Source organism: Pseudomonas lurida, assembly GCF_002563895.1.
Taxonomy (GTDB): Bacteria; Pseudomonadota; Gammaproteobacteria; order Pseudomonadales; family Pseudomonadaceae; genus Aquipseudomonas; species Aquipseudomonas lurida.
The window spans coordinates 3,080,498-3,095,737 of record NZ_PDJB01000001.1 but is presented as its reverse complement, the minus strand read 5'-3'; the positions used below and the strand labels follow the sequence as shown (position 1 = coordinate 3,095,737).

Genomic DNA, 15,240 nt, shown 5'->3' with positions numbered 1-15,240 from the left:
ATGCTGCCCAATGACGAACAACTGCAAATCAGCGACGCCGCCCGGCAGTTTGCCCAGGAACGGCTGAAACCCTTTGCCGCCGAATGGGACCGCGAGCACCGCTTCCCCAAGGAGGCCATCGGTGAAATGGCCGAGCTGGGCTTTTTCGGCATGCTGGTGCCGGAACAGTGGGGCGGTTGCGATACCGGTTACCTGGCCTACGCCATGGCCCTGGAAGAAATCGCCGCGGGGGACGGTGCGTGCTCGACGATCATGAGCGTGCATAACTCGGTGGGTTGCGTGCCGATTCTCAAGTTCGGTAACGACCACCAGAAAGAGCAATTCCTCAAGCCCCTGGCCAGCGGCGCCATGCTTGGCGCCTTTGCGCTCACCGAACCGCAGGCGGGCTCCGATGCCAGCAGCCTGAAGACCCGGGCGCGCCTGGAAGGCGACCATTACGTCCTGAACGGCTGCAAGCAGTTCATCACCTCCGGCCAGAATGCCGGGGTAGTGATTGTGTTTGCCGTGACCGACCCGGCTGCGGGCAAACGCGGGATCACCGCGTTTATCGTGCCCACCGACTCGCCGGGCTACAGCGTGGCACGGGTCGAAGACAAACTCGGCCAGCATGCGTCCGATACCTGCCAGTTGCTGTTCGAAGACGTGAAGGTGCCGGTCGCCAATCGGCTGGGGGAGGAGGGCGAAGGCTACAAGATTGCCTTGGCCAACCTCGAAGGGGGGCGCGTGGGCATCGCCTCGCAATCGGTGGGCATGGCCCGCGCAGCCTTTGAAGCGGCCCGCGACTATGCCCGTGAGCGCGAAAGCTTCGGCAAGCCGCTTATCGAACACCAGGCCGTAGCGTTTCGCCTGGCAGACATGGCGACCCAGATCGCGGTAGCCCGGCAAATGGTGCATTACGCCGCCGCCCTGCGCGACAGCGGCAAGCCGGCGTTGGTGGAAGCCTCGATGGCCAAGCTGTTTGCGTCGGAAATGGCCGAGAAAGTCTGTTCGGCCGCCTTGCAAACCCTGGGCGGTTACGGTTACCTGAACGACTTCCCCCTGGAGCGGATCTACCGCGACGTGCGGGTCTGCCAGATTTACGAAGGCACCAGCGATATCCAGCGCATGGTCATCTCACGCAACCTCTAAGGAGCCGATACATGAGTTACGAAACCATTTTGCTCGACGTCCAGGGCCGCGTCGGGCTGATTACCCTCAATCGCCCGCAAGCCCTGAACGCCCTGAACGCGCAGCTGGTCAGCGAGCTGAACCAGGCATTGGACAGCCTGGAAGCCAATCCTGAAATCGGCTGCATTGTGCTGACTGGCTCGAAAAAAGCCTTCGCCGCCGGCGCCGACATCAAGGAAATGGCCGAGCTGACTTACCCGCAGATCTACCTTGACGACCTGTTCAGCGACAGCGACCGCGTGGCCAACCGCCGCAAGCCGATCATCGCCGCCGTCAACGGCTTCGCTCTCGGGGGGGGGTGTGAACTGGCCTTGATGTGCGACTTCATTCTCGCCGGCGACACCGCCAAGTTCGGCCAACCCGAAATCAACCTCGGCGTACTGCCAGGCATGGGCGGCACCCAGCGCCTGACACGTGCGGTGGGCAAGGCCAAGGCCATGGAAATGTGCCTGACCGGGCGCTTTATCGACGCCGTGGAAGCCGAACGCTGTGGGATCGTGGCGCGCATTGTGCCGGCCGATGAGTTGCTGGAAGAAGCACTGAAAGTCGCCACCCTGATCGCGGGCAAGTCGGTGCCGATCAGCATGATGGTCAAGGAAAGCGTGAACCGTGCATTTGAAGTGAGCCTGTCGGAAGGCGTGCGTTTTGAGCGCCGGGTGTTCCATGCCGCGTTTGCAACACAGGATCAAAAGGAAGGCATGGCCGCATTCGTGGCCAAGCGTGCACCGGATTTCAAAGACAAATAACCCACCTTCCAGCGCCGCAAATCATTGCCGGCGCTGGCTTGCCCGCGATTGCACCACCTCGGTACAAGAATGAACCGAGGCGTCTGCATCGCAGGCAAGTCAGCTCCCGCAGGGGTTGGGTGGTGTGTCGGTCACAGCGGGTAGTTCTTCAATTCCCTGGCAATCACCATCCGCTGAATTTCGCTGGTCCCTTCGTAAATCTGCGTGATCCGCGCATCCCGGTAGTAACGCTCCACGGGGTAATCCTCCAGGTACCCGTACCCGCCGTGAATCTGCATCGCTGACGAGCAGACCTTCTCCGCCATTTCCGAGGCAAATAGCTTGGCCTGGGACGCTTCCGACAAGCACGGCTTGCCGGCGCTGCGCAGTCGCGCGGCGTGCAGGATCAGCAAGCGCGCGGCATTGAGTTGGGTTTGCATGTCAGCCAGCAGATTGGCCACGGCCTGGTGCTCAATGATCGCCTTGTTGAACTGCACACGATCACGGGCATACACCAACGCAGCCTCAAACGCTGCGCGGGCGATGCCCAATGCCTGGGCGGCAATGCCAATGCGCCCGCCTTCCAGGTTGGACAGGGCGATCGCCAGGCCCTTGCCACGCTCACCGAGCAGGTTGGCTTCGGGCACCGTGCATTGGTCGAGGGTGACAGCGCAGGTGTCCGAGGCGCGAATGCCCATTTTGTGCTCGGTGCGATCGACCACAAACCCCGGCGTTGCCGTGGGCACCAGGAACGCGGAGATGCCTTTCTTGCCCAGATCAGGGTCGGTGACGGCAAACACGATGGCCAGCTTGGCGCGCTTGCCATTGCTGACGAACTGCTTGGCGCCATTGATCACCCACTGGCCGTCCCGCAGTTCGGCGCGTGTGCGCAGGTTGTGCGCTTCGGACCCGGCCTGGGGTTCGGTCAGGCAAAAGCAGCCGATGGCTTGGCCGCTGGCAAGATCTGCCAGCCAGGTTTGTTTCTGCTCATCGGAGCCGTAGTTGAGGATTGGCCCGCAACCCACTGAATTATGGATACTCATCAGGGCGCCAGTCGCACCGTCACCGGCAGAAATTTCCTCCACGGCGAGGGCGTAGGCGACGTAATCGACATACGTGCCACCCCATTCTTCCGGCACCACCATGCCCAGCAGGCCCAGCTCGCCCATCTTCGCCACCAGGGCGTCGTCGATCCAGCCGGCCTTCTCCCAAGCTTGTGCGTAGGGCGCGATTTCACCACGGGCGAAGTCACGTGCCATGTCACGGATCATTACCTGTTCTTCAGTATATTCAATGTCTTGCATGGCTTAGTTCGCAACCTTCTCGAAGTGATGAAAAAAGCTCTCCACGTGGCTGAGGGCCAGCCCATGCAGGGTCGGCGGGTTCCAGCGCGGGCTCTTGTCCTTATCGATAATCAGCGCGCGGACACCTTCGATCAGGTCACCGCGTTCGAACCATTGACGGTCCAGGTGCAACTCCAGGGCAAAACACTGCTCCAGGGGCAGGCGGCGGCCGCGGCGTAACATCTCCAGGGTAACGGCCATGGCCAGGGGCGAGCGCGTCTGCATCAGGCGGGCGGTGGTCAGCGCCCATTCATGGCTGTCGGCCACAGTGACTTGCTGCAGTTGCTCGACGATGCTTGGTACATCCGGCAACGCGAAAAAGTGGTCGATCGCAGGGCGCAAGGCCGCCAGCGGCGCATCGGGCAATTGTTGTACCGCCAGCTTGGCGAGCACGCCTTGCAGGTCCTTGAGCGGCGCGTCGTGCCATTGCAGGCGATCGAGCTTCTGATCGAGGTCGGCGAGCCTGGTGCTGTCGAGGTACCAGTCGGCCAGCCCGCAATACAGGGCATCGGCGGCCCGGATCTGCACCCCGGTGACCCCCAGGTAAATCCCAAGCTCACCGGGAATACGCGGCAGGAAATAACTGCCGCCCACATCGGGGAAGTAACCGATGGCCACTTCCGGCATCGCCAGGCGACTGCGCTCGGTCACCACGCGCAAATCCGCGCCTTGTACCAGCCCCATGCCGCCGCCCAGGACAAACCCGTCCATCAGTGCCACAACCGGTTTACGGTAATGGTGGATGGCCAGGTCCAGTGCGTATTCCTCGACGAAAAAATCCTGGTGCAGGGTGTCGCCGTTCTTGAAGCTGTCGTACAGCGACCGGATATCGCCGCCGGCACAAAAGGCTTTTTCGCCAGCCCCGCGCAGGACCACGGCATACACCTGCGGATCATCCGCCCATGCCTGCAGCTGGGACGCCAGGCTGCGCACCATCTGCAGGGTAATGGCATTCAAGCCAGCGGGGCGGTTGAGGGTGAGGTGGCCGATATGGTTGCGGACCTCGGCGAGGACTTCGTCCTGAAGTGTTTCTGCGTGGCTTGCCTCGGTTGAAACCTGAGCAGTCATCGATAACTCCCTGCTTTTATTGTTCTTTATCAAGATGTTCGGGGACGAACCATCTCATGATCGTACCAGTGCAAATTTGCCCAGTACAACCCGGAATCATGCAGGTCGTTTTTGCATTTATGCAGGGAGTAAAAGAGGCGCTCAGGCAACTCGGCTTGCCAGCACTTCACCAATGCTACGCCGCTTGGCGTGAGTTTGCGCGGCATGGATCAGTTGCTCCAGCTCCGTGGGTTCCACGTCGTAGAACTGCTCCATTTCGGCGAGCGCCAGCTTCAAATCAGCTGCCGTGATTGCAGGGTCTGGCCCAGCTTCAGGGTGGGTCACGATAATCGCCGGTGCTTCAGCAGCCCCCTTCGGATAACGCGTGCGAGTGGCATTGTTGTAAGCCAGTGCACAACTCAACAGGGCACCCGCACCGAGCAGCACTGCGCCCAATTCATACCACCCCAGGGCGGCGGACGCAGGGTCGGCCAACACCAGCGTCATGGCCAGGCCACCTGCCGGCGGATGCAGGCACCGCAGCCAACACATCAGTATCACCGTCATCCCCGCCGCGAGGCAGGCGCCGCTCAAGGAAGGCCCAAGGACGCGGGCCACCAGCAACGCCACGACCCCGGCACACAGGTAGCTGCCGATGATCGACCAGGGCTGCGCCAACGCTCCCGACGACACCGCAAACAACAACACTGCCGAAGCGCCTAGGGGGCCGAGCAGGTGCAGGGCCACCTCCATGCCGAACACTTGGGAACAGAGCCAGACACTGAACAGGGTACCCAGGGCCATGCCGATCGCGGCACGGCTCCATTCGGAGGGGCGGGTGTTAATAGCAGCGGGGAACCAGCGAGCGAGCATTGAAGGAGAATCCGTTAACAGCGGGCAAAAAAAAGGCTTGTCTGGTTGCCCGGAGAAGCCCTTTGAACGTTCCAACATTTGGGGGAAGGAACCCCTGCAGTGTGCCGACCTGCGTAACAGGCTGCCAATGCATATTAATGAGGCTTGAGTGCAAAAATAATGAACTATAAAGGGACTAAACCGAAACCGAACAGCACAGCCTGCCGAGCACGCGATTATGGAATTCTTCATCCATAACGCGTCTTTGCAGGTTTTCCCGTAGCCCTGGCTCACTGGCGAGCGGGCCCTTCAATGCCACCAGGATGTCGCGCAACCCCATCAGTCGGTCCAGCGACGGCATGGGCACGTAGCCCAGATACACGTCGGCACGGGCCGAGAAAGCAGGGCGATCAAGCGAAACATCCTCTGGCACGGCGTTCTCCTCCAACATCCTTGTTGTAATCCATGACCTGTGGCGGTGAATGAATACCGCACCAGCTGGGCGAGTTTACAGCCGGGTTTTGGACGCCGGGAAGAGAAATGGCACCAGCTATTACGCAAAGCTATGTAGGAGTTTTCTGTGCTGGGGCCGTCGTCAGGGTTGCGCGGGCTTGGTCAGGTGCAGCAGCACATAAGGGTTGCGGTCGAACTCACCGGCCAGGGTTGGGGTGATGGCGCGAAAGCGCGGGTCTTGCAAGGCTTCGTAGTCCGCTTCGCTCATGACCAGCCAGGCGGGACCTTGAATCGGCTTCAGGTCAGCCGCTTGCTGGGTAAACAATGGCACCTGGTCACAGTCGAGGTTGACCATGTATTTGATCGCCTTGGCGTCTTTGCCCAGGCCGTGCAAAACCACCGGCGCGCGTTGTTGCATCACGTGCTCATGCACCTGCAGGGTAAAGGTGCGGGTGTCATAGACACTGCGCTCCAGCGGCTCGACCACCAGGATAAAGGTCGCCCATACGGCCAGTACGGCAGCCACGGCGGGCCCGCCCGGGCGCAGGCGTGCTTTGAACAGCGTCAACAGTGCCAGGGCCTGCAGTGCACCCAGCAGCGCGAACACCGCGCCGAGATGGCTCAATTGTTCCGGATAGCGCGGACGTGCCAGCAGTAATCCGGCGATCAATAGCCCCGGCAACACCGTCCAGATACCCAGTATCAGCCCACGCAGCCAGGCAAAGAACCGCCCGTGCACCACCTGGAACGGGTACGCTGCGATGATCGCGGCCATCGGCAACATGGGCAACACATAGCGCGCCTTTTTTGCCTGGGGAATCGACAGGCCAACCATGACCAGCAAACCTGCGGCCGCGCAGTACCACACCAACTGCAACGCGGGCCCCGGTGCACGTCGCCCGCTGACCACCATCGCCAGCAGCACCAACAGTGCCATCGGATAAGCCATGGCGTAGTTGCCCAGGGAACTGGTGAAGTAATACAGCACGCCGCTGGAGCCTTCGCTGCCATCCATCCGGCCAAGGAACTGCATGCGGATCACGTCCTGCATGAAGCTCTCTCCGCCGCTCAGCTTGGCCATCAGCAACAGCAGGCCAACACACGCCACCAGCAACGCCAGTGCCAGTAAGCCGAAGCTCAACAGCTGGCGCCATTGCCGGTTGATCAGGTAATAGCTGCACAGCACGCCGGTAGGCACCACCAGGCCAATGGGCCCACGGATCGCAAAACCGACGATCAATAGCAGGTAAAGCCAGTGCAGGCGTTTGCCCGCCCCGAAATGGTCATGGGCATAACCCAGGTAGAACACGGCCAGCGCGATGGCGGCCAGCATCTGGTCGAGGGACACCGCACGGGTTTCGCTGATAAAGCTACTGCTCAGCAACAGCATCGCAATGCTCAGCAGGCCCCAGCGCGGGGAGTAGGGCGCCGTGAGCCGATACACCAGGACCACGATCGACGCCGATGCCATCGCCGTGGGCAGCCAGGCCGTGAGACTGGTGACCTGACCCAGGGGCAATGACAGCAGCCAGGTCAGCACCGTGGATGTCGCCAGGTAATCCGCGTAGGGCTGCCCATAGGTGGTGGGAAAGAAGCCCGGCCCATGGCGCAGCATTTCCTGGGCGAACAGCACGAAGCGTGAGTCGAAGCCAATGATCGCCTGGTGCCAGCTGCCGGCGATGAACAGCAACAGCGCCAGCAACCCCAGCCCGAGGGATTGGCGGCGAATCGTTGGCGTTAACAGGGGCGGTTGGACTTTGTTCACGTATCAGGCTTCCACGACCTGTTCTGCCACGTGAGCCACCCACTGCTGCTGGGGAATTGGCAACTGGCAGGAGTCGCCACGGCCGATCGGGTAGTAGTGGAAGCCTTTGCGCGCCAGGCGCTCGCCGTCGTAAAGGTTGCGACCGTCAAAGATCACCGGGGTTTTCAGGCGCTGGTGGATCAGGTCGAAGTCCGGTGCCTTGAACTGCTGCCATTCCGTGCAGACGATCAGCGCATCGGCGCCGCCCAGGGTGGATTCCGGCGTGCCCATCAGCATCAGCCGTGGATCATCGCCATAGATACGCTGGGTTTCCTGCATGGCTTCCGGGTCGAAGGCGCGCACGTTGGCACCGGCGGCCCACAGGGCTTCCATCAGCACACGGCTGGGCGCATCACGCATGTCATCGGTGTTGGGCTTGAACGCCAGGCCCCACAAGGCAAAGGTCTTGCCGCGCAGGTTGCCGTGGAAGAACGCATTGATGCGTTCGAACAGCTTGCTCTTCTGGCGCTGGTTGATGGCTTCCACCGCTTCAAGCAGGTCGCTGGAGCAGTTGGCCTGCTTGGCGCTGTGGATCAGGGCGCGCATGTCCTTGGGGAAGCACGAGCCGCCGTAGCCGCAGCCGGGGTAGATAAAGTGGTAACCGATGCGCGAGTCGGCGCCGATGCCCAGGCGCACGGCTTCGATATCCGCCCCCAGGTGTTCAGCCAGCTCGGCGATCTGGTTGATAAAGCTGATCTTGGTGGCGAGCATGCAGTTGGCGGCGTATTTGGTCAGCTCGGCGCTGCGCAGGTCCATGAAGATGATGCGGTCATGGTTGCGGTTGAAGGGCGCGTACAGGTCGCGCATCACGTCGCGCACCTCTTCACGCTCGCAGCCGATGATAATGCGGTCTGGGCGGCGGCAGTCGGCAACGGCCGAGCCTTCCTTGAGGAATTCCGGGTTGGAGACGATATCGAACTCCAGGTGCCGGCCGGCCAGGTGCAGGGCTCTTTCGATATGGGCGCGCAGGGTGTCGCCGGTGCCGACGGGCACGGTGGATTTCTCCACGAGGATCACCGGCTGCTTACGGTGGCGAGCGACCGCATCGCCCACCGACAGCACGTACTTGAGGTCAGCCGAACCGTCTTCATCCGAAGGCGTCCCTACGGCGATGAACAGCACTTCGCCGTGTTCAACGGCCAACTGCTCGTCAAAGGTGAAATGCAGGCGCCCACTCTCCAGATTCTCCTTCACCATGGCCGCCAGCCCCGGCTCGAAAATGCTCACGTGGCCTTGCTGCAGCAGCCTGACCTTGTTCTGGTCGACGTCCATGCAGATGACATCGTGACCGACTTCGGCTAATACGGTGGCCTGTACCAGACCGACGTAACCACTACCAAATACACTGATTTTCATGGGGCATTCCTGGAAGTTGTAGCGCTAGCACGACGAGAGTTGATGATCAGCACACCGAGGATGACAAGCGCCACCCCCAAGGTTTTTGAAACGGAGAAATGTTCGTTGAACACCGGCAGGCTGGCCGCCAGCAAGTACACCAGGGCGTAGCTGATGCTCAACAACGAATAGGCGCGACCCAGCGGCAAGTGCTTCAGCGCGCCGAGCCAGCAGAGCATCGACAGCGCATAGGCCAGGATCGCCAGGGTCACTACACCGAGGGCGCCCAGGTCGATGCTGTTGTGGGTGAACGCGTCCAGCCATTCGTTGGGCAGCGGCAGGCGTGTCATGCTCCAGCGCATGCCCAGTTGGGCGACACTGACCAGGCCGACGCTGCCCAGGGCCAGGGCAAAGCCTTGGACCCGGCTCATACGTGGCGCCCCAGCAGCACGACACCGCCGATCACCAGCGCCACACCCAGCCAATGACGGCCGTCGACGGGCTCACGGAAGACAAACCGCGCCACCAGGGTGACCAGCACAAAATTCAGGCTGAGCATGGGGTAGGCAATGCCCACTTCAAGGCGTTGCAGCACCAGCAGCCACACCAATAGGCCCAGGCCCAGGCACACCAGCGCCAACCACAACCACGGCGAACGCAGCTTCAACGCCCAGCCGTCAGGCAGGTCGCGCCAGCTTTCCACGGCAAATTTCTGCGAGACCTGGCCCATGCAGGTCAGCAGGCAGGCACTCAGTAACAACAGCAAGGTGATCATGGCGTCACCTGCGGGAAGATCAGGATCACGATATTGCCTTGTTCATAGCGCTGACCGTCGGTGGGCAGCAACGCGACTTCGGCACGCTCATCGTCGCCCTTGACGCGCATCACCACGCCGACCGGGCCTTTTTGCCGCGCCTGGCTCATCCACTGCTGGACCTGGGTGATATCCACCTTGTGATGGCCGGCATCGGGATAGGCGAGACCGTATTTGACTTCGCCGATGGTGTTGTAGAGCGTCACGTCAGGACGCGCCAGGCGCCACGACAGCGCCGATGCCGCCCCCAGGTCATTGCTCAGCAAGGCAGTGGCGGGGCGCAGTTCCGCCAGGTGGTCGATGATGAACTGGTCAGGAGTCTTGTTGTAGACCACCGAATGCGGCAACGCCGCCGGCAACAACGCCACCATGAGCCAACTGCCGAGCACCGGCGCTGCCCAGAGGCGCAACGGCTGTGCGGCCTGCAACAGGTTGACCAGGATCCAGCCGAACAGGAAGGTGAACACCAGCACCAGGCTGAGGGTTTCCTGACCGTGTTCGTACACCGGCTTCTTGAGTTGGAACCAGCTCAACGCCAGCAGCACCACTACGCCAATAACGAGGTTCAGCCAGCCGTTGATACGCAATGCCCGGTAGCGGCCCTCGGCCAGTTTGTCGGCCAGGGTGTTGCCCATCAGCAGGGCCAGTGGCAGCAGGCACGGCATGATGTAGGAGGGCAGCTTGCCCTTGGCCAAGCTGAAAAACGCCAGCGGCATCAACAGCCACAGCAATACAAAACCGATTTTTACGTTGCGCTTGTCGCGCCACGCCTGTTTGAAGGTAGACGGCAACAGGGCCACCCACGGCAGGCTGAACGCGACCAGCAACGGCAGGTAATACCAGAACGGTTCGGCGTGCTGGGCGTCGTCGCCGGCAAAGCGTTGGATATGCTCGTGCCAGAAGAAGAAGTTCCAGTAGTTGGGCTCTTGCAGATGAACCGCCAGCGCCCACGGCAAGCTGACCGCAATCGCGACCGCCACGGCAACCAGGCCGTAGCCCAACAGCTCACGTAAACGCTTCTGCCAGATCGCGTAGGGCAGGGCGATCAGCACCGGCAGCAACCAGGCCAGGAAGCCCTTGGTCATGAAACCCATGCCACAGGCCAGGCCCAGCAATGCCCAGGCCCCCAGGCGAGCGCTGCGCGTGGTGCTGTCAAAGCAAAACCACAGGGCCACGCCGGTCAGGTTCACCCAGAAGGTGAACTGCGGATCGAGGTTGGCATAACCGCCCAGGGCCGCGACGCTGGCAAAACTCATGTAGAGCACAGTACTGACCAGGCGCTTGCGCGGGTCATTCCACAAGCGGCGGCTGACCAGATACACCAGCAGGATGCTCAGGCCGGTGCTCAGCGCCGACGCAAACCGCACGCCGAACAGGTTCTGCCCGAAGATCGCCTGGCCCAGCGCGATCATCCAGTAGCCTGCGGCGGGCTTCTCGAAGTAGCGAATACCCATGAAGTGCGGCGAGGCCCACTTGCCTGTCAGCAGCATTTCCTGGCTGATCTGCGCATAACGGGTTTCGTCTGGAATCCACAGGCCGTGAGTGGCCAGCGGCAGCAGGTAAAACACGCCAAATGCCAACAGGAGCAGGGGCAGGGGCAGGGCCCAACGGCGGATCATGCCTGCTGCACTCCGAGCCAACCTTCCCGGCCGGGCAAGGCGCCGCGCACCAGCTGTTGCTGGGGCAGGGTGGTCAGGTCGGCGGGCAACAGGTCGCCCAGGGGCTTGAAGTCGATGCCACGCTGCCCTGCCTGGGCAAGCAATTGGCGAAAATCATTGGCCATCAGAATCCCTTCTACTTCTGCGTGGATCGTATAGACGTTGAGCTTCGACTCGGCAAAGCGGTCGAGGATGAACCCGTTGAAGTCTTTGGCAGCCACCACCGGCCCGACGACTTCGTCGAAGGTTGGCAGGTCTACCGGAATTTGTGGGGTGCCCGCGCTGCCATCGGCCAGGGTAGGACGAAACAGGCTGGTGCCCCGGCAATCGCTGTTGTAGCGAAAGTTGAAACCTTGCTTGGCATGCACCACGCGTTCGTCGGCGCGCCAACCGGCGGCCGCTGAACAGTCGACACGTTCGCCAAGGATGTCGCTCAGGGTGTCGACCCCACGGCGGATCTGCTCGACCAGTTGAGCCTCGCTCCAGCGCCCGGTATTGGCTTGCCAGCCGTGGTGATCCCAGGCATGCAGGCCGACTTCATGCCCGGCCGCCCTGGCCTGGCGCATCAGGTGCCCCAGGTCACGGCCAATCGGCTTGCCCGGCCAGGCGGTGCCGGCCAGCAGGATGTCCCAGCCATACAGGCCGGCGGCATTGGAACGCAGCATCTTCCACAGGAACTGCGGGCGGATCAGGCGCCACAAGTGGCGCCCCATGTTGTCCGGCCCGACACTGAAGAAGAACGTCGCTTTGACCCCGGCTTCGTCCAGGGTTTCGAGCAACCGCGGCACGCCTTCACGGGTGCCACGGTAGGTGTCGACGTCGATGCGAAGACCTGCCTCCATTACTTTTTGTCCGCGATTTCGAGCATCGCTTCACGCAGGAAGAAGTCCAGCGTGTTGCCGATGGTTTCGCTCATCTCCACGGTCGGCTCCCAGTTCAGCAGGCGCTTGGCGTTTTCGATGCTTGGCTTGCGGTGCGCCACGTCCTGGTAACCGGTGCCATAGAACGCTTTGCTTTCCACGTCGCGGAAGCCGGCGAACGGCGGGAAGTTGGCGCGCAGCGGGTGGGCTTCGAACTGGCGCAGCAATTCTTCGCCCAACTGGCGGATGCTGGCTTCGTTTTCCGGGTTGCCGATGTTGATGATCTGGCCGTTGCACGCGTCGTTGTCGTTATCGATGATGCGCGCCAGGGCTTCGATGCCGTCGGCGATATCGGTGAAGCAACGCTTCTGCTCGCCACCGTCGAACAGGCGGATCGGCGTGCCTTCCACCAGGTTGAGGATCAGCTGGGTGATCGCACGGGAGCTGCCGATACGTGCCGAATCCAGGCGGTCCAGGCGTGGGCCCATCCAGTTGAAGGGACGGAACAGCGTGAAGTTCAGGCCCTTGGCGCCGTAGGCCCAGATCACGCGGTCCAGCAGTTGCTTGGAGACCGAGTAGATCCAGCGCTGCTTGTTGACCGGGCCGACTACCAGGTTGGAGGTGTCTTCGTCGAAGTATTGATCCTGGCACATGCCATAGACTTCGGAAGTCGATGGGAAGATCACGCGCTTGTTGTACTTGACGCAGTAGCGCACCAGCTTGAGGTTCTCTTCGAAGTCCAGTTCGAACACACGCAGCGGGTTGCGGGTGTATTCGATCGGCGTGGCGATGGCCACCAGCGGCAGGACCACGTCGCACTTCTTGATGTGGTACTCGATCCACTCGGTGTGGATGCTGATGTCGCCTTCGACGTAATGGAAGTTCGGGTGGCTGCGCAGGCGCTCGATGGCGTCGGAGCCGATGTCCAGGCCGTAGACTTCGTAGCGGTCGTCACGCAGCAGGCGCTCGGACAGGTGGTTACCGATAAAGCCGTTCACGCCCAGGATCAGCACGCGGGTACGGCGCGGCTTGCGGCCGGACTCGGCACCGCGCAGCACGGAACCGTCGACCAGGCCCAGTTCGTTGGCCAGTGAAGGGCCGGCCAGGTACAGGCCGTTGTCGTTGCGCTGGCCGAACTTGATCACCAGGGAGTCCACGCCGCAGGCAATGCGCAGCGGGTTGACGCTGATCACACGGCCCGGCGCCAGGCCTTCGTTGCCTTTGACCACTTCAGCCTGCCACACGATCAGCTTGTGCTCGCCCACCGCACAGAAAGCACCCGGGTAGGGTTGGGTCACGGCGCGGACCAGGTTGAACAGTTCTTCAGCCGGTTTTTTCCACTCCAGTTTGCCGTCGTCGGCGGTGCGGCGACCGAAATAGGTGGCCCGGCTTTCATCCTGGGCGGTTTCTTCCAGCTTGCCCTGGGCCAGTTGCGGCAGGGCGTCGCGCAGCAGGTTGCTGGCGGCGTCACGCAGTTTGGCATGCAGGGTCAGACCGGTGTCGCTGCGCTCGATGATGACTTTCTGTTGGGCCAGGATCGCGCCGGCATCCGCACGCTTGACCATGCGGTGCAGGGTCACGCCGGTTTCGGTTTCACCGTTGACCAGCACCCAGTTGGCCGGAGCACGGCCGCGGTATTTAGGCAGCAACGAGCCGTGCAGGTTGAACGCCCCTTTGCGCGCGGTGGCCAGCAGCGGCTCGCTCAGCAGGTTGCGGTAGTAGAAGGAGAAGAGGTAGTCCGGGTTCAGCTTGGCGATGCGCTCGATCCACAACGGGTGGTTGGCGTCTTCCGGGGCGTGCACCGCAATACCGTTGCGCGCGCACAACTGGGCCACGGAACCGTAGAAGTTGTTTTCCTTCGGGTCATCGGCATGGGTGAACACAGCAGCAATTTCGTAACCCGTATCGAGCAGCGCTTCGATGCCTGCACAACCAATATCGTGGTACGCGAATACAACAGCTTTTGAACTCATGATTGGACCTGATCAGCAGAAGTAGAGGTATGGGAGGACACCAGGCCGTCGACGACGACCACGGGAGCCGGTGCTGCCGGTTGGTTGCGCAGCACTTTTTCGATAAAGAAGCGCGGGCGGGCGCGCACATCGCTGTACATGCGGCCCAGGTATTCACCCAGCAGGCCCATGCCGATGAACTGCCCGCCGGTGAACACGAACAGCACCGCGAACAGTACGAACAGGCCATCGCCGGCCCAGTCGGCACCGAAGGCCAGGCGCATGACGATCAACGCAAACGCAAACAGCATGCCCAGCGCCGCCAGGCTGAAGCCGACGATGGACAACAGGCGTAGCGGGGTAGTGGTCATGCACGTCAGCAAGTCGAACATCAGGCTGATCAGGCGCATGGCGCTGTACTTGGATTCGCCATGCTCGCGCTCGGCGTGGTGCACCAGGATCTCGGTGGTGTGACGGGCAAAACCGTTGGCCAGGATCGGGATGAAAGTGCTGCGTTCGCGGCAGGCGAGCATTGCGTCGACGATGGTGCGGCGATAGGCGCGCAGCATGCAGCCGTAGTCGGTCATGGCCACGCCGGTGGAACGCTGCACGGCCAGGTTGATCAGGCGCGAAGGCCAGCGGCGAAAGGCCGAGTCCTGGCGGTTGTTGCGCACGGTGGCAACCACGTCGTAGCCCAGGGCGGCTTGTTCGACCAGGCGCGGGATTTCTTCGGGCGGGTTTTGCAGGTCGGCGTCGAGGGTGATCACCACTTCGCCCCGGCACTGCTCGAAACCGGCCATGATCGCCGCATGCTGGCCGTAGTTACGGTTGAGGATCACCGCCACCACGTTGCTGCCGTCCTCTGAGGCGGCGTCTTCCAGCAGTTGGGCCGAATTGTCGCGGCTACCGTCATCCACCAGGATGATTTCGTATTCGTAGGCCAGTTGCTTGCAGGCTGCAGTGGTACGACGCAGCAATTCAGGCAGGCTCTCTTGTTCGTTGTAGACCGGGATAACGATCGACACGCAATGAATAGGGTAGGGTTTCAAAGATTCATGACCTCGGGGTTAGAGCAACTTGGAGCGTGAAAACAGCAGCAATCATTGGGCGAAAGTCCAGGCCGCAGATTAAAAGTTGGCGCCAAAGGTGGAGCATAATCAAGAGGTTAGACGATATAGGGCGGCTTGCTATGAAGTTCTGTGTTCAAGATTAAGCGTAAAAATGTGGAAC

At 61.7% G+C, this 15,240-nt stretch carries 14 protein-coding genes; 2 read left to right on the top strand and 12 right to left on the bottom strand.

Translation table 11 applies throughout. The features are described from left to right. Positions 1-1,128, top strand: coding sequence for an acyl-CoA dehydrogenase (locus ATH90_RS13860; protein ID WP_034105235.1), 1,128 nt, complete (start codon positions 1-3; stop codon positions 1,126-1,128). Between the two features lie 11 nt (positions 1,129-1,139). After that, on the top strand, positions 1,140-1,913 hold the full coding sequence (locus tag ATH90_RS13855) for an enoyl-CoA hydratase (RefSeq protein WP_034105237.1): 774 nt from the start codon (positions 1,140-1,142) through the stop codon (positions 1,911-1,913). A gap of 131 nt (positions 1,914-2,044) precedes the next feature. Here the strand turns inward: ATH90_RS13855 and ATH90_RS13850 are convergent, their stop codons facing one another. From ATH90_RS13850 to arnC, 12 genes are all read right to left on the bottom strand, one after another. After that, positions 2,045-3,196: an acyl-CoA dehydrogenase family protein gene (locus ATH90_RS13850; RefSeq protein WP_034105238.1), complete on the bottom strand. Its 1,152-nt coding sequence runs from the start codon at positions 3,194-3,196 to the stop codon at positions 2,045-2,047. 3 nt (positions 3,197-3,199) lie between these two features. Beyond that, positions 3,200-4,303 (bottom strand): enoyl-CoA hydratase/isomerase family protein, encoded by a 1,104-nt coding sequence (locus ATH90_RS13845; RefSeq protein ID WP_034105240.1) that lies wholly within the window; start codon positions 4,301-4,303, stop codon positions 3,200-3,202. Between the two features lie 141 nt (positions 4,304-4,444). Beyond that, entirely contained in the window at positions 4,445-5,155 is a 711-nt protein-coding gene (locus ATH90_RS13840) for an HPP family protein (protein WP_034105242.1), read from the bottom strand. Positions 5,156-5,330: 175 nt separating this feature from the next. After that, positions 5,331-5,585: a type VI secretion system contractile sheath small subunit gene (locus ATH90_RS29780; protein ID WP_034105244.1), complete on the bottom strand. Its 255-nt coding sequence runs from the start codon at positions 5,583-5,585 to the stop codon at positions 5,331-5,333. Positions 5,586-5,729: 144 nt separating this feature from the next. Beyond that, positions 5,730-7,352 (bottom strand): ArnT family glycosyltransferase, encoded by a 1,623-nt coding sequence (locus ATH90_RS13830; RefSeq protein WP_098466520.1) that lies wholly within the window; start codon positions 7,350-7,352, stop codon positions 5,730-5,732. A 3-nt stretch (positions 7,353-7,355) separates the two neighbouring features. After that, positions 7,356-8,747, bottom strand: a complete 1,392-nt coding sequence (locus ATH90_RS13825; RefSeq protein ID WP_034105251.1) for a UDP-glucose 6-dehydrogenase — start codon at positions 8,745-8,747, stop codon at positions 7,356-7,358. Next, positions 8,744-9,157, bottom strand: coding sequence for a 4-amino-4-deoxy-L-arabinose-phosphoundecaprenol flippase subunit ArnF (arnF, locus tag ATH90_RS13820; protein ID WP_069023808.1), 414 nt, complete (start codon positions 9,155-9,157; stop codon positions 8,744-8,746). The genes ATH90_RS13825 and arnF overlap by 4 nt, the downstream gene beginning before the upstream one ends. After that, positions 9,154-9,501, bottom strand: coding sequence for a 4-amino-4-deoxy-L-arabinose-phosphoundecaprenol flippase subunit ArnE (arnE, locus tag ATH90_RS13815; protein WP_098466519.1), 348 nt, complete (start codon positions 9,499-9,501; stop codon positions 9,154-9,156). The genes arnF and arnE overlap by 4 nt, the downstream gene beginning before the upstream one ends. Then, positions 9,498-11,159 (bottom strand): lipid IV(A) 4-amino-4-deoxy-L-arabinosyltransferase, encoded by a 1,662-nt coding sequence (gene arnT / locus ATH90_RS13810; RefSeq protein WP_098466518.1) that lies wholly within the window; start codon positions 11,157-11,159, stop codon positions 9,498-9,500. The genes arnE and arnT overlap by 4 nt, the downstream gene beginning before the upstream one ends. Further along, entirely contained in the window at positions 11,156-12,040 is an 885-nt protein-coding gene (gene arnD / locus ATH90_RS13805; protein WP_098466517.1) for a 4-deoxy-4-formamido-L-arabinose-phosphoundecaprenol deformylase, read from the bottom strand. Before arnD ends, arnT begins: the two co-directional genes overlap by 4 nt. Beyond that, on the bottom strand, positions 12,040-14,031 hold the full coding sequence (gene arnA / locus ATH90_RS13800; RefSeq protein ID WP_098466516.1) for a bifunctional UDP-4-amino-4-deoxy-L-arabinose formyltransferase/UDP-glucuronic acid oxidase ArnA: 1,992 nt from the start codon (positions 14,029-14,031) through the stop codon (positions 12,040-12,042). The genes arnD and arnA overlap by 1 nt, the downstream gene beginning before the upstream one ends. Then, entirely contained in the window at positions 14,028-15,059 is a 1,032-nt protein-coding gene (gene arnC / locus ATH90_RS13795; protein ID WP_034105263.1) for an undecaprenyl-phosphate 4-deoxy-4-formamido-L-arabinose transferase, read from the bottom strand. The genes arnA and arnC overlap by 4 nt, the downstream gene beginning before the upstream one ends. Between the last annotated feature and the right edge of the window lie 181 nt (positions 15,060-15,240).

Bases quoted from the DNA above. Each gene is read 5' to 3' on its own strand.
- arnF (WP_069023808.1), bottom strand. From the start codon at position 9,157: ATGAGCCGGGTCCAAGGCTTTGCCCTGGCCCTGGGCAGCGTCGGCCTG.
- arnT (WP_098466518.1), bottom strand. From the start codon at position 11,159: ATGATCCGCCGTTGGGCCCTGCCCCTGCCCCTGCTCCTGTTGGCATTT.
- ATH90_RS13855 (WP_034105237.1), top strand. From the start codon at position 1,140: ATGAGTTACGAAACCATTTTGCTCGACGTCCAGGGCCGCGTCGGGCTG.
- ATH90_RS29780 (WP_034105244.1), bottom strand. From the start codon at position 5,585: ATGTTGGAGGAGAACGCCGTGCCAGAGGATGTTTCGCTTGATCGCCCT.
- ATH90_RS13840 (WP_034105242.1), bottom strand. From the start codon at position 5,155: ATGCTCGCTCGCTGGTTCCCCGCTGCTATTAACACCCGCCCCTCCGAA.
- ATH90_RS13845 (WP_034105240.1), bottom strand. From the start codon at position 4,303: ATGACTGCTCAGGTTTCAACCGAGGCAAGCCACGCAGAAACACTTCAG.
- arnE (WP_098466519.1), bottom strand. From the start codon at position 9,501: ATGATCACCTTGCTGTTGTTACTGAGTGCCTGCCTGCTGACCTGCATG.
- ATH90_RS13850 (WP_034105238.1), bottom strand. From the start codon at position 3,196: ATGCAAGACATTGAATATACTGAAGAACAGGTAATGATCCGTGACATG.
- ATH90_RS13860 (WP_034105235.1), top strand. From the start codon at position 1: ATGCTGCCCAATGACGAACAACTGCAAATCAGCGACGCCGCCCGGCAG.
- ATH90_RS13825 (WP_034105251.1), bottom strand. From the start codon at position 8,747: ATGAAAATCAGTGTATTTGGTAGTGGTTACGTCGGTCTGGTACAGGCC.
- arnD (WP_098466517.1), bottom strand. From the start codon at position 12,040: ATGGAGGCAGGTCTTCGCATCGACGTCGACACCTACCGTGGCACCCGT.
- arnA (WP_098466516.1), bottom strand. From the start codon at position 14,031: ATGAGTTCAAAAGCTGTTGTATTCGCGTACCACGATATTGGTTGTGCA.